Raw genomic sequence first — 14045 nt, 5'->3', positions numbered from 1 at the left:
TTGGTTTGAACCGGCAGTTTGTGTAAATCAATTCGAATCTGACGCATTACATGGTCCTTTATTGCTCAAGTGAATTATAAAACAGTTCAGACCTCTATGGTGAAAACACAAAAAGCCTGCTATTGCAGGCTTTTTACTTTATTCAAATACAGATTAACCGCGTTTGAATTTCTTCTCAGCTTTCTTGAATTTCTGAACATAACGACGCTTACGTGCTGCAGTACGTTCATCAATTTGTGACTTACGACCTTCGAACGGGTTTTCAGACGTCTTGAATTCAATTCTTACTGGTGTACCTTCAAGTTTATAAACTTTGCGGAACACATTTTCCAAGTAACGACGGTAATCGGCAGGAGTTTTATCGACCTTATTACCATGAATGACAATGGTCGGTGGATTCTGACCGCCAATGTGCGCATAACGCATTTTGATACGACGGCCTTGAACAGTTGGCGGCTGGTGAGCTTCAGTCGCATCTTGCAGAATCTGGGTGATTTTTGCAGGAGAGACTTTCAGGTGTGAAGAATCATAGGCACGGTGGATCGAAGGATAAAGCTCACCGACACCGGTACCATGTAATGCAGAGATCAAGTGAATCTTCGCCCATGGAATGAAGTCAAAACGACGTTCCACATCCAACTTGCACTGCTTACGATCATATTCAGACATGTTGTCCCATTTATTGATCGCAATCACCATGGCACGGCCTGCTTCAATCGCATAACCGATCAAGTGCAAGTCCTGCTCTACAATCCCTTCACGTGCATCAACAACTACGACAACCACATGCGCATCTTTCATCGCCTGCAAAGTTTTCACGATTGAGAATTTCTCAATCATCTCATCGACTTTACCTTTACGACGTACACCTGCGGTATCGATCAAAGTGTATTTACGGCCATCACGTTCAAATGGAATGTAAATCGAGTCGCGGGTTGTACCTGGCTGATCAAATGCAACCACACGCTCTTCACCCAGTAAACGGTTGACCAAGGTGGATTTACCAACGTTCGGACGACCAATAATCGCGAGACGCAAACCGGTATTTTTATCGTGTTCAGCTTCAGACTCATCTTCGGGCACATCTGCAAGTACTTCTTCAAGCATCTGCTGTACACCACGACCATGACTCGCCGCCACTTGCATCGGCTCGCCCATGCCAAGTTTATAGAACTCAACTAAAGCAGCTTCTGCATGTACTCCATCCACCTTGTTCGCAACGAGGAAGACTTTTTTACCCAAAGTACGCAGCTCACGGGCAATCTGTTCATCAGATGCCAACAATCCGGCACGTGCATCGACCACAAAGATGATCATATCTGCTTCATGGATTGCAGTTTTAGACTGCTCTGCCATGTAAGAGTCGATCCCACCTTCGTTCTCACCGATACCGCCAGTATCAACGACAATGAAGGATTTATTTTGATAGACAGCATCGCCATATTTACGGTCGCGTGTCAGACCTGCAAAGTCTGCCACCAATGCGTCGCGGCTCTTGGTTATCTGGTTGAACAGAGTTGATTTTCCGACGTTCGGACGACCAATGAGCGCAATTACGGGTTTCATAGATTAACCTTTATTCAATATCAGGCTGTCTAAAAATGGCCTGAACATCAGAAAGTTCTGGAAGAAAATGGGAATAGGATTAAAGCCTAAAATAAATAAAAACACGGGGCATTGAACATTCAATCACCCCGCGTAAAAAATACGGTTGGCTTATTTTAGCATAAGCCACAGAAAAATTAACGATTCTGCCAGATACTGTAAGCACCCTTACGTGTCGACACATAGAGCTGGTTGTCGATCACACGCAGTGTGCGAACTTCACCAGAAGTCTTGGAACGACCAACAATCTGTCCAGTAGACGGATCAATCAGGTGTAATACACCGTCCAGGTCACCGACTACAAGGTCTGTACCCAGCATGACCGGGTTGCTCAGCTGACGGTTTAACAGCTGGTCATTTTCCCAGAGTTTCTGGCCAGACGTAATTTCATAGGCGGTGATTTTACCATCAGTCTGGGCTACAAAGACACCATTACCTACAACTTCTGGACGCTGGATACTGCTGGCATCTTCACTCCAGATTACCTGTTGTGAAGCCAGATCAAGCACAGTCACCTGACCTTGATAGCTGGTTGTTACTACAAACTGACCAGCAACGACCGGCTCACCATCAAGATCATTCAGACGTTGAATATCGGAGCGACCATCAGATACCGCTACACGGCGCTGCATTTTTGGCACACCGGTAACTGCATCCAGAGCATAAATATAGCCGTTTGCTGAAGCAATCAGTACATGACGTGGGTCAAGTGCAACTGGCGCCGCCATACCACGCAGGCTGAATTGTACATTAGGTAGCTTATAAGTCCACACCTGTTTACCAGTACTGACTTCATGAGCGAAGACCATACCGTCATTCGCTACGGTAATCACACGGTCTGCATGCACTAAAGAGGGCGCAATAATGGCACCCGACAATTGAGCAGCCCAACGCTGTTCACCCGTCTGCTGATCTAAAGCAAACAGCTGACCTTTCGTATTGCCTGCAATCACCACACCAGAAGCCGCCTCCACACCCGCGCTTAAGCCCGCTTTAGACACTTTTTTCTGCCAAAGACGTTGCTTGCCCTGATAAGCAGAAATTTCCCCATTTGGATTAATGGCAAAAATCACACCGTTGTCTGCATCGAGGCGTAAACGTAATGGATCTGCTTCATCTGTAGAAGAAACACTGCTAGAAAATACAGGAACCAGTGATTTTGCCTGTGCAAGTTTAGGAAGTGGATTTGGCTTGGCTTCTTCCACTTTAATGGTTTTCCCCGCACAACCCGCCAAAGCAAGGGTTAAAACGGTTAAGGCACAGGTGAGTTTGTATTTTCTATTCATTCAGTTTCTTCCACTTGTGTATCTATAATCGGGCGTTCAATTTCAGGATCATCGACCAATACGCCAACACTTTCTAGTTTAATTTGTAAAATCTGACGTTCTTCTTTGCGTTCTACCAAAGCATCCCATGCACTTTGATACACTTTCTTGGCATTTTCAATATCATTTTTGGCAACATAGATATCTCCACGTGCTTCATCCGCAGTTGCTTTAAAAGCAGGCTCATTCACCGCTTCTAAAGTTTTCAATGCTGCATCATATTTTTTCTGTGCCAGCTGAGCATATGCCAGACGAAGTTTAACTACTTGCACCAGACCTGCATCATCCACCTTGGAGTTTTCAACTTTCTTCAGTGCACGTTCAGCTGCTGCATAGTCTTCTTTGTCATAAGCCAGTTTTGCCATTACTAGCTGAGTCTGAATCGCCTGCGCTGAGTCAGGTGCTTCCTTGACAATCTTGTCCGCAGTATCAGACAGTTTAGCAAACGCATCGCCCTGAGTAGAACGTGCATCATCCATTAACTGCTGTACCTTGGCCGTTTGCTTCTGCGACTCCGCCAGGTTCTTCTTCTGCCAATATTCCCATCCAAAAAAGGCAATCAGCGCAACCAGAATCCCGGTAATGATTGAAGAGCCATACTTCTTTGTGAAGGATTTCAAACTTTCAAGTTGTTCATCACCACCAATTGCGCTCATGTGATTACCCCTTTCCTAATGTCTTATCGATTATTTTGAAGAAATTTTAGTTGTGAAGAATGCCACAAAATCAGTAAATGGCACATCTGATTGTTCTGCTGTTGCCAGCTCTTTTACAGTAAAGGTCTGTGCTTCAAGTTCACGTTCACCAATAATCGCGGCATAGATCGCCCCAGACTGGTCTGCCTTTTTCATTTGTGATTTCATTGAACCTTGTGAGCCAACTTTCAGGCGAATGCTACTCCCGGCAGCTTCTAACTGGTCGCGAATCTGTTCAGCCAAGACCAGTGCCTGACCTTGAGAAGCAGGGTCTGCCACCAGGAATACTTCACAATCACGTACAGGTGTGTTGTCTTCAACTTGCTCCAGTAAAAGCAGTAAGCGCTCCATCCCCATCGCAAAACCAACCGCAGGTACAGACTGGTCTGCCTTACCTTTTAACTGACCCACCAGACCATCATAACGACCGCCGGCACAGACTGTACCTTGTGAACCTAAATGCGTTGTGGTCCATTCAAATACGGTTTTGTTGTAGTAATCCAGACCACGTACCAGTTTCTGGTTGATGACAAAGCTGACGCCTGCATCAGTCAGGTATTGCTGTAACTGGTTAAAGTGCGCCAGTGTTTCTTCACCCATAAAGTCATGCAGTTTAGGTGCATTTTCTAAAATAGACTGAGTTTTGGCATCTTTAGAATCCAGGATACGTAATGGATTCGTGGTCAAACGACGCTGAGAATCTTCATCCAGATCGGTTTTATGCGCTTCCAAGAATTCAACCAATGCCGCGCGGTATGCCGCACGTTCATCCGACTCACCCAAAGTGTTGAGTTCAAGCTGGACTTTATCGGCAACACCCATACGTTTCCATAAACGCGCTGTCATTAAAATCAATTCAGCATCTTGATCTGGCGTTGCTACACCAAAAGTTTCTACACCAAACTGGTGGAACTGACGGTAACGACCTTTTTGTGGTTTTTCATAACGGAACATAGGTCCGACATACCATACTTTCGGGGTCGCACCACGCAGCAGGTTATGCTCAAGCATGGCACGTACGCAACCTGCTGTACCCTCAGGACGCAGCGTCAAAGACTCCGGTGGATTGCCTTTGTCCAGAAAAGTGTACATTTCTTTTTCAACGATATCCGTTGCATCACCGATTGAACGTTTGAACAGATTGGTCTGTTCAACGATTGGCAAACGAATTTGTTGATAGCCATAGGCATCCATTAGGCCCGATAAATGCTGTTCAAGACGTCTCCAAGCTGGGGTTTGCGTTGGGAGAATGTCATTAAAACCTTTGATTGCGACGATTGAACTCATGATCTACTCAGGAAAACTTGTACGAATAATTTCTTTAGATTTAGCTTCTTCAAGCTCGGAAACACGTTGACGAACCATAGCTTCGATTTCATCAACCAGTTGATTGGTATCGATTAAATGGCTCTTTTCGCCATTACGATACACCAGTGAACGTGGACTTGCACCTACTACACCAATGTCGGCTTCCTTAGCTTCACCCGGACCATTTACTTTACAGCCGATCACCGATACATCCATTGGTGTACGAATATCTTCCAAACGTTCTTCAAGCGATTGCATCACTTTAATTACATTAAATTCCTGACGTGAGCAGCTCGGGCAGGCAATGAAGTTAATCCCGTTAGAACGTAAACCCAGCGATTTTAAAATATCAAAACCGATCTTCACTTCTTCTTCAGGTTCTGCTGCCAATGAAATACGCATGGTGTCACCAATGCCTTCCATCAACAGACCACCAAGGGCGATTGCAGACTTCACCGAACCTGTACGGTAAATGCCCGCCTCAGTCACACCCAAGTGCAGCGGATTATCAATCTGTTTAGACAGCAGGCGATAAGCATCCATGGTCAGGAACACATTGGATGCTTTTACCGATATTTTAAATTCATGGAAATCTAAACGGTCTAAAATATCGATATGACGCATCGCCGATTCAAGCAGTGCTTCGCCTGTCGGCTCGCCATATTTTTTCTGGATGTCTTTTTCTAATGAACCAGCATTGACACCAATACGCATCGAGATATCGTTATGACGCGCAGCTGCCACGACTTCACGAATCTTGGCTTCTGAACCGATATTACCTGGGTTAATACGCAGACAGTCTGCGCCCAAGTCAGCTACTGCTAGGGCAATTTTGTAGTCGAAGTGAATGTCTGCAACCAATGGCACACTCACCTGTTTACGAATTTCCCCAAACGCTGCCGCTGCTTCCATACTTGGTACAGAAACACGCATGATATCAGCTCCCGCATCGACGCAGCGCTGGATCTGTGCGACCGTTGCGGCTACATCACAGGTTTCGGTATTGGTCATACTCTGGATGCTGATAGGCGCATCACCACCGACATAAACAGAACCAACACGAATCTTGCGGGTTGGACGGCGTTGAATCGGATTCACAATCATGATTTGTTTCTACTCTCTTGCCATTAACGTGATAAACGGAATTCTGCTTTTCCGTTTACAGTATATGGTGACAATGAAATATTTTCGTTATTCAGGGTCATGGCCACGGCGGTTGCATCATCAAGACGGATCTGAAATGGAGTTTCACCATTTAAATCCAATGTTGATGATTGACGACCAGTAGCAAGCACTTTACCGGTTGAGTCAACAATATGGACTGAAGTAGGACGGCTAAACTCAAGTTTTAGCTGATCACCAGATACTGCTGCATTGGAATCCATATTAATGATTTCAACGTCTGATACCTGAGTCATTACTTCCGGTTCTACTTCAGCGCTACTATTGCCTGACCAGTTTTGGATCATCGCGACCAATGCACCTAAAACTGCTAACGCCACTAATGCGATTAAACCGCGTTTTAACCATTTACGGTTACGGTCACGATTAGAGCCCGGTAATTTACCCATAATCTTGATTGGGGAGTTGTTCAAGGCATGATTCGGCAACAGACCAGTATCATTGGCATAAATCTCATCAAAACGCTGAATGATATTCGATGCGTCGACGCCTAAGAACTTCGCATAAGTACGATAATAACCCTTGATAAAGGTCGCTTCCGGTAAAGCTTTATAATCATCTTGTTCCAGAGCAGTCAAAGTTTTGACTGGAATATTCAGTTCACTTTCAACATCTTCCAGCTCAAGTTTCTGGTTGATACGAATCTGGCGCAAGTACTCACCTGGACGTTGAACATTTCCTAACGCGTTTGGCGCTACGCTCGAATTATTCGATGGTGAATTAGGATTTACTTCCATACGGCCTCAGTAGTGTACTGTAATTGCAAATAACGTTGGTATTCCGGGCTTTCAGGGAATAATGCGCGCAATTGATTGACTAATACTTGCATGCCCATTTGATCACCCTCGGCACGCGCAGTACGAATGCCGATCCAGAGCGCACGAGCACCCTGGTTTTTCTGTCCCACTGAACGTACAAATTGTTGATACATATTCGACGCCGCCGGGAACTGCTGATTCAGATAAAAAATCTCTGCCAACTCTAACATTGAAATGTAAGAATCGCGATTGGCTTGCAGGGCCTGTTTGAATGATTTTTCAGCATTCACCAGATCGCCCTGCTTCAGGTAGATCCGCCCCATATTTTCAAGCGCAAGATAACGCTGGTCATAGCCCAGTGTCGCGCCTGCAATTGCAAACTGTTCAATTGCATCATTATAACGTTCAAGCTGATACAAATAGGTGCCATAATTGTTACGTGCCTGTGCATTTTTAGGTTCGGCTGAAATCGCGCGCTTAAAATAAGTTTCGGCACGATCCAAGTTCAGCCTACTACCTTCCTGCTGTAACAAAACACCCATCATCATATTGGCTTGAGCATCACGTGAATTAATTTTAAGCGCCTCATCTAGCGCTCTTTTCGCTGAATCCAGATCACCAGTCTTCAGATATTCAACCGCCAATTGAGTACGCACCTGGGTCGCTTTTTTAGGATCCTTTTTACCCACTTCTGCCGTTTGACAGCCAGATAGAGCAATAGAAACACATACTGTTGAAATAAAAGCAATTTTAGATGTCAGATTTCTCAATTGATGACCTCTTGTTATCCTTGTGAGCGCATGATCTCATTCGACTGTGCGATTTTCTTCTTCCACTGTTCCGCACGACGGGTACGGTCAGCAACTTGTCCCACTAATTGACCACACGCAGCATCAATATCATCACCACGTGTCTGACGAATCGTACACACAAAACCTGCATCAGACAAAGTTTTTTGGAAAGAAATAATACGGTTACGGCTTGAGCGGCCATAAGGCGCATGCGGAAACGGATTAAATGGAATCAGGTTAATTTTACTTGGCAAATTCTTCAATAATTTAATCATCTGCTGGGCATGTTCCGGTTTGTCATTCACGCCGTCCAGCATGACATATTCAATGGTCACATGTTTACGTGCGCTTTCATTGCCATCTTTAGTGATATAGCGCTGACATGCTGCAATAAGTTGCTCAAGCGGATATTTTTTATTGATTGGCACGAGTTCATTACGCAGTTCATCATTAGGTGCATGCAATGAAATCGCCAGAGCGACATCAATATCTTGAGCCAATTGGTCAATTTTAGGCACCACACCTGATGTTGATAGTGTCACACGGCGTTTTGACATACCGTAGGCAAAGTCATCCAGCATGATACGCATTGAATTGAGTACAGCATCGTAATTCAATAACGGTTCGCCCATCCCCATCATCACCACATTGGTCACTGAACGTTCACGCTCAAGCAAGGGCACATCTTCCATATAGGAATAGTTTGCCATCCATAACTGGCCGATAATTTCAGCCTGGCTTAGATCACGCTGGAAACCCTGTTTACCCGTTGAACAAAATGAACAGTCCAGTGCACAGCCCACCTGTGAAGAAATACACAAGGTCTTACGTGAGCCAGTTTTATCTTCTGCTGGAATGAGGACAGTTTCAACCAGTGAACCTTCACCATCACCGACACGGAACACCCATTTACGCGTACCGTCTTTAGAATAATTTTTATGCACCACTTCTGGCGCTTTAATTTCACAAATTTTTTCCAGCTTTTCACGCAACTTGCCTGAGATATTGGTCATCTCAGTAAAATCAGTCACAAAAAATTGGTGAATCCACTTCATCACCTGCCCGGCACGAAACTTCTTCTCACCCATATCTTCGAAGAATTTTTCCATTTGCGGACGTGACATGCCAAGTAAGTTCACTTTCTCGACAGCCTTTTGCTGTGCTGGAGCGGATGGAGTGTGTTGCTGTGCCTCAGAAACTGCTGATACAGCGACTGCTTCAGTACTCATGTGTATTACCTAAACCATGTCTAAAGATGAAAGGAGAAGCTCAATATCTGAGCAAAGAATTATTCAGGGAATAAAAAAACCAGATAAGTATAATAACACTTATCTGGCTTGAATACTGCGAATTAACGAGTACGTGGAGCAATCTCAGTTTGAGCGAAGAAGTAGTTAACTTCACGGTCAGCAGATGCTACAGAGTCAGAACCGTGAGCAGCATTTTCGTCGATGCTTACAGCGAAATCTGCACGGATAGTACCAGGAGCAGCTTCTTTAGGGTTAGTCGCGCCAAGGATTTCACGGTGAGCAAGAACTGCGTTTTCACCTTCAAGAACTGAAACAACAACTGGACCAGAAGTCATGAATGCAACTAGGTCACCAAAGAAACCACGTTCTTTGTGCTCAGCGTAGAAGCCTTCAGCTTCAGCTTGAGTCAGGTGCTTCATTTTAGTAGCAACAATTTTAAGACCCGCTTTTTCGAAACGAGCAAAGATTTCACCGATTACGTTTTTAGCAACTGCATCTGGTTTAACGATAGATAATGTACGTTCAATAGCCATGATTGGCTCCTTTAGTCAATGGTTGACATGAAAATTTGGCGCATTATACCGAGATAATCCGCAATTTTCTGCTTTTACTCTGTAAAAAAATCGCTTTTTTAGATGAGGTCTTAGCGCGCCTCGTCAATCCATGCCATTTGAATGGCTTCAAGCAGGCCTTCAGTTGATTTTTCAGGATTATCTTCAAAGTCTGGAAGTGCACAAACCCATGCATGCAAATCAGTAAAACGAATCCATTGCGGATCCACGTCCGGGTGTGCTTCATACAGTTCAATTGCGATATCAAGAGTATCAGTCCAACGTAAACCCATATCTATTCCTAATAGCCATTTGCTTCGATGTGGTACTTTAGCAAATCTGGCAGAATCTGCGAGTGTTTAACGGTTCCAGAGCTATATTTTTATAACACAATGTTCAAGAGCGGTGCCAGAGATATAAAACTTACCGCCACAGTTATACCGATGACAGCCCCCATTGCTACATCACTCGGATAATGCAGACCGAGTATCATTCGTGAGGCTGCGACCAACACAGTAAAAGGCAGCATTAAAATCAGTAGAACTGGAACTGCATAACCCAGCATCGTCGTTGCCATGACGGCATGCAGGGTATGTCCTGAGGGAAAACTGTAATAGTCTAGAGGATGGTCACCGAGACGAATAAGCTGATGCACCTGATAAGGTCGGGGGCGTACAGTTTTGGTTTTTAGTACCTTGTAGATTGCCGTACCAACAGTACTTCCCAGAATTAAATACAGCATTTGTAGGCTGTATAATAAACCTTGTAGCGCCCAGGTAGCGATGATCATCACGTACCAGAATACGCCATTGCCAAGCCGGCTGATAATTTTGAAAAAAGCAGCCACACGTCCGGAATGCGAAAGATGATTTAATACTACGCAACCCTTTAAATCCATCTCCATTAATTTTTGTTTTGCATGATGGAATTTCACCGTTTGGCTTCCTGTAATATTTTCAGTTCATTTTATCGATTCTTAGCTACCGAATTATTTAAATCAAATTTAGAAATTAATATCGACTGAAATCCGATCACGATAAGTACCTGCTGGAACACCATTAAAAGGATTATCTACCAGTTGAACAGATACGATAAATTTCTGTCGCTGGGCTGCGCTCTGTTGGAGTGGTACTCCCCACGCATTACCGCTTGCTCCTCTTAAATTTAACTTAGTGCGGAGTTTATAGGCGCCATTAGATACATAACTCATACCATCAGTACTAACCAGATTTTGGCTATTAAATAAAATTGAATAACCAGTATCACAGCTGATATTAAAAGACGTGGCTGCCTGGCTACGCTGGTAGCTTTGCAAACGAAGCTCATCATTAGCAAAACCATCAATTGAACAATATTGAGCAGATGCCATGGTGCTCATCGCGGATACTGCTATTAATAACAAGAGTTGTTTCATTATAGTTTTCTCCTACTTGCAAACCGTTTCAAAAACATGTTTGTCCGCATTCTGGAATTGTATTTCATTTAGATTAAATTGTGCCTGGCATTGCTTTCCGCCTTGAGTTTTAATTTTCAGGTTATATGCACCTGCCTTAAATAAATAAAGATAGACCATACCCTGGCTATCAACAAAAGAAGCTTCCTGACTGAGTCCGTCTACAAGAACTTCAGACCCTGCAACCAGCGAATTTTGCTGTGCATCCTTAAGTTTGACAGCAACCCGTTTTGTTTTATAAATCGGAAAATCCAGACGATATCCGCGTTGATCTAAGCCCACCAGTTTCTTAGAAGAGTGTTCAAAAGTTTCATCCATTGCCAGCTGGTTATGATCAAAAGAAATGTCATAATGAATATAAGGAATAAGATTATGAACAAACATATACCCTTGTTTATTGGTACTTCCTACACGTGTTGCCGAGCGATAAATATCAATATCTGAATGTTGGTCCACATTAACCAAGGCAAAAGCGTTATCGGCATATTTGGTCAATGCAACTTTATTCCCCATCCAAACTAATGCGCCATCAAATGTAACTTGTGAATTACGGCGATCCTCATATTCATCATGAGATAATTGCAAGTTACCTACGCTGGTTTTCCATAAACCATAAGCATTGTAGTTAATTTCTTCATCACTTCGGTTTACACCCACGACATAATCAAAGCCATTCTGGGTCATGGTTCGATGGGCATAACTTAAACTTGTTTCATTATCTGCGGTATCATGATCCAGAGAAATCCGCCCTCGTTCGCCCCAGTTATAATAAAAGGCGATACGAAATCCCTGATCTCCGTCCTCACTAAAATCTTTATAATAGCCAAAATCCGTATATAAGTTTCTCGTTAGACCTTTTGTCGCTCTAATATCAAAAAACTTACGGTCTTCTCTTGGTGAATCATCAAATTCATTATAATAAGATTGATAAATAAAATTAAAATTTAGACCATCAATAATTTTAAGATTAGAAAAGTTGAAATATAAAATACTTGAAGTCTCGATTTCGGAATCATATAAGTCAGTATTTAAATATTGATACTCTTGCGTAAAATATCGACTATTTAAGCCAACTGACCAGTATTGGGAACTTCGACTCAAGCCAACTGCAGCAGCATAACCCTGCTCATCTATACGATCTGCCTTGCTTGCTGATACGGCGGTATCTAAAAGAAAATACTTACTGATACCTTGGGTCCACAACACATCTACATTGCTAACATCTTCGCTATAAAGTAAATCTAGACCCAAGGTTGTAGAAGAAGTGATCCCTCGGCGGAAATAGAGTTTGCTAAAAAAATCACGATAATCATCATCCACAAGATCATAGTTATAACGCAACTTTCCTAACGAAATATTGTATTCATTTAACTTTGGCTTCAATAACCGGCTATTAATATAAACAGGAAAACTCCGAACAGTACGATTTCCAAGTATATCTTCCACCACAATTTGAGCATCACCTGCCTGATTGACGACTCCTCCAGCTGGTAAATTGTAATTACCCGGGGTGATTGAATCCCGGTAAAGTCTTACACCATTAATAAAAAGATCTACCGTAGAGGGTAAGCTGGCGCTACCATTTAAGGCTGGGATATTCCAATACACAAAATCAGGACGATCAATATAATTGGTTCCAAAGCTTAAACCACCAAAACGAAAAGAATTATTTAGCAAGTTATAAGGACTGGTCGTATCACCGAAAGTCAGCTTTAAAAATTTTGTCGGAAAATCGATATCTAAGGTGCTGTTTACGCGCAAAAACGTTTGTTCTGTTTCCTCAGGTTCATTCCGATAGAGAAACGCATTTTTAAACAACCAATAATCTTTAAAGATTCCAAACTCTGAGAACGTATTAAACTCCTGATCTTCTTCATCCTTACCATAAAACAGACTATAGTTCACAAAGCCACCAAAGTTTGCTTTTTCCGGAACTTCTATTTCCAGCTCATAATCGGTTCCTACGAAAAAATCTGCAGGAAAGAAGATTTTAATCGCCTGAAGACTATAATCATCCTCGACTGTAATTCCTGGCTGTGTTAATGAACAAAAATCTTTCTTAGCCAGGTGTCGTGAAATTTTTTCTACCCGTATTCCAATATCAGATAAAGCTTCACATTCAACAAATCTTTTCCCATTCTCAGAAAATGTTACAGTTTCAGTGTGATAATCCACACCATTGATCCATATATTAACGATAAGTACTTCTGGACTTTTTAGTTGATTTGATTCTTGACTAAGTTCTGCATTTGCATTTATCGCTCCCATACCACATGCAATCATTAGGAAAAGTTTTGTGGCTTTCGTAGCATGATCCTTTTATATTTCTTATTTTTCTGAGATAGAACTATCACCCTTTTACTGGAAACTCTAAATACCCTGCCTGCTCATCTAATTTAATTTTTAATTTGGCTATGTTCCCAGTTTTAATTTCACCTAATTCAAATTTAATTTTATTACCGCTTAACACATACAAAGCTAAATCTTGTCGAAGTAATTCATTATTTTTATTATCGAGTACAACAACTTCAGTAATTTTCGCAAAAGAATTTTCTGAATTAATAATATTGAGATAGGCTATATTATTAATTTTGTGTAGATCCACACTGAGCTTTGGAGGAACTACCTTTCCAGCAAAAAGTGGTAAAGAAAAATTAAATAAAAAGTTAATCGCAGACTCCTCTGCAACTGGTGTTACTTCCTTAAAAACCACTCTCCAAGACTGTTGTTTTTCCAGGTTTTCCGGCGGCTGACTAAAGCCAATACGTACAATCTGTTTACTTTCTGGTTTAAGTTCAAAAGTTTTTGGATTAAATAATAAAGTTCTATCTTCTACGAGAACATCTTCTCCTTTTTCATCCTGCTGCCATTTAAATGCATTAACTTCATAGATTTTAGATTTAGATAGACCAGTACTTTCGATATTAACCGTAGTACTTTTCTGTCTTTTAAAATCTTGGATATTTAATTGTATCGGATTAAATTTAATTCCTGCAGACAAAGAAGTACTGTAGAGGAGCATAATTAGCAACCCTATTAATTTTATATTCACCTTTGACTCCAAATATTTAAATATAATTATTATTAATTTTTTATATTAAAGTAGGAGATGTTTAAAACATCTCCT

14 protein-coding genes are annotated in these 14045 nt (G+C 42.3%); all 14 read right to left on the bottom strand.

Translation table 11 applies throughout. The features are described from left to right. Positions 1-153: 153 nt before the first annotated feature. The 14 genes from der to B4033_RS04155 all read right to left on the bottom strand — a co-directional run bounded on the left by der (position 154) and on the right by B4033_RS04155 (position 13970). Positions 154-1566 carry a ribosome biogenesis GTPase Der gene (gene der / locus B4033_RS04220; RefSeq protein WP_004889995.1) on the bottom strand — a complete coding sequence of 471 codons (1413 nt, stop codon included), beginning with the start codon at positions 1564-1566 and terminating at the stop codon, positions 154-156. Between the two features lie 176 nt (positions 1567-1742). Continuing rightward, positions 1743-2891: an outer membrane protein assembly factor BamB gene (gene bamB, locus B4033_RS04215; RefSeq protein ID WP_286832335.1), complete on the bottom strand. Its 1149-nt coding sequence runs from the start codon at positions 2889-2891 to the stop codon at positions 1743-1745. Next, complete coding sequence (locus B4033_RS04210; protein ID WP_004889998.1) at positions 2888-3586, bottom strand: YfgM family protein; 699 nt, start codon at positions 3584-3586, stop codon at positions 2888-2890. Before B4033_RS04210 ends, bamB begins: the two co-directional genes overlap by 4 nt. A gap of 30 nt (positions 3587-3616) precedes the next feature. After that, positions 3617-4912 carry a histidine--tRNA ligase gene (gene hisS / locus B4033_RS04205; protein ID WP_273798029.1) on the bottom strand — a complete coding sequence of 432 codons (1296 nt, stop codon included), beginning with the start codon at positions 4910-4912 and terminating at the stop codon, positions 3617-3619. Positions 4913-4915: 3 nt separating this feature from the next. Next, the gene (ispG, locus tag B4033_RS04200) at positions 4916-6037 is read right to left on the bottom strand and encodes a flavodoxin-dependent (E)-4-hydroxy-3-methylbut-2-enyl-diphosphate synthase (RefSeq protein WP_008303409.1); all 1122 of its coding nucleotides are present in this window, start codon (positions 6035-6037) and stop codon (positions 4916-4918) included. A gap of 23 nt (positions 6038-6060) precedes the next feature. Further along, positions 6061-6852 (bottom strand): helix-turn-helix domain-containing protein, encoded by a 792-nt coding sequence (locus B4033_RS04195; protein WP_048881430.1) that lies wholly within the window; start codon positions 6850-6852, stop codon positions 6061-6063. Then, positions 6843-7643: a type IV pilus biogenesis/stability protein PilW gene (pilW, locus tag B4033_RS04190; RefSeq protein ID WP_076753067.1), complete on the bottom strand. Its 801-nt coding sequence runs from the start codon at positions 7641-7643 to the stop codon at positions 6843-6845. The genes B4033_RS04195 and pilW overlap by 10 nt, the downstream gene beginning before the upstream one ends. 14 nt (positions 7644-7657) lie before the next feature. Beyond that, complete coding sequence (gene rlmN / locus B4033_RS04185; RefSeq protein ID WP_048881428.1) at positions 7658-8893, bottom strand: 23S rRNA (adenine(2503)-C(2))-methyltransferase RlmN; 1236 nt, start codon at positions 8891-8893, stop codon at positions 7658-7660. Between the two features lie 122 nt (positions 8894-9015). Continuing rightward, complete coding sequence (gene ndk / locus B4033_RS04180; protein WP_004813112.1) at positions 9016-9447, bottom strand: nucleoside-diphosphate kinase; 432 nt, start codon at positions 9445-9447, stop codon at positions 9016-9018. 110 nt (positions 9448-9557) lie between these two features. Then, on the bottom strand, positions 9558-9758 hold the full coding sequence (iscX, locus tag B4033_RS04175; RefSeq protein WP_004813114.1) for a Fe-S cluster assembly protein IscX: 201 nt from the start codon (positions 9756-9758) through the stop codon (positions 9558-9560). 89 nt (positions 9759-9847) lie between these two features. Further along, positions 9848-10399 carry a phosphatase PAP2 family protein gene (locus tag B4033_RS04170; protein ID WP_005220946.1) on the bottom strand — a complete coding sequence of 184 codons (552 nt, stop codon included), beginning with the start codon at positions 10397-10399 and terminating at the stop codon, positions 9848-9850. Positions 10400-10468: 69 nt separating this feature from the next. Next, a complete protein-coding gene (locus B4033_RS04165) occupies positions 10469-10879 on the bottom strand; it encodes a hypothetical protein (RefSeq protein ID WP_004890015.1) in 411 nt (136 codons plus the stop codon). 12 nt (positions 10880-10891) lie between these two features. Continuing rightward, positions 10892-13186 (bottom strand): fimbria/pilus outer membrane usher protein, encoded by a 2295-nt coding sequence (locus B4033_RS04160; RefSeq protein ID WP_286832324.1) that lies wholly within the window; start codon positions 13184-13186, stop codon positions 10892-10894. A gap of 82 nt (positions 13187-13268) precedes the next feature. Further along, positions 13269-13970, bottom strand: coding sequence for a fimbrial biogenesis chaperone (locus B4033_RS04155; protein ID WP_286832320.1), 702 nt, complete (start codon positions 13968-13970; stop codon positions 13269-13271). Between the last annotated feature and the right edge of the window lie 75 nt (positions 13971-14045).

It is taken from the genome of Acinetobacter sp. UBA3132, assembly GCF_002364825.1.
GTDB lineage: Bacteria > Pseudomonadota > Gammaproteobacteria > Pseudomonadales > Moraxellaceae > Acinetobacter > Acinetobacter schindleri.
This window is presented reverse-complemented; position numbering and strand designations above follow the sequence as displayed.

Bases quoted from the DNA above. Each gene is read 5' to 3' on its own strand.
- B4033_RS04160 (WP_286832324.1), bottom strand. From the start codon at position 13,186: ATGGGAGCGATAAATGCAAATGCAGAACTTAGTCAAGAATCAAATCAA.
- B4033_RS04195 (WP_048881430.1), bottom strand. From the start codon at position 6,852: ATGGAAGTAAATCCTAATTCACCATCGAATAATTCGAGCGTAGCGCCA.
- iscX (WP_004813114.1), bottom strand. From the start codon at position 9,758: ATGGGTTTACGTTGGACTGATACTCTTGATATCGCAATTGAACTGTAT.
- der (WP_004889995.1), bottom strand. From the start codon at position 1,566: ATGAAACCCGTAATTGCGCTCATTGGTCGTCCGAACGTCGGAAAATCA.
- hisS (WP_273798029.1), bottom strand. From the start codon at position 4,912: ATGAGTTCAATCGTCGCAATCAAAGGTTTTAATGACATTCTCCCAACG.
- bamB (WP_286832335.1), bottom strand. From the start codon at position 2,891: ATGAATAGAAAATACAAACTCACCTGTGCCTTAACCGTTTTAACCCTT.
- B4033_RS04165 (WP_004890015.1), bottom strand. From the start codon at position 10,879: ATGAAACAACTCTTGTTATTAATAGCAGTATCCGCGATGAGCACCATG.
- rlmN (WP_048881428.1), bottom strand. From the start codon at position 8,893: ATGAGTACTGAAGCAGTCGCTGTATCAGCAGTTTCTGAGGCACAGCAA.
- ndk (WP_004813112.1), bottom strand. From the start codon at position 9,447: ATGGCTATTGAACGTACATTATCTATCGTTAAACCAGATGCAGTTGCT.
- B4033_RS04210 (WP_004889998.1), bottom strand. From the start codon at position 3,586: ATGAGCGCAATTGGTGGTGATGAACAACTTGAAAGTTTGAAATCCTTC.
- ispG (WP_008303409.1), bottom strand. From the start codon at position 6,037: ATGATTGTGAATCCGATTCAACGCCGTCCAACCCGCAAGATTCGTGTT.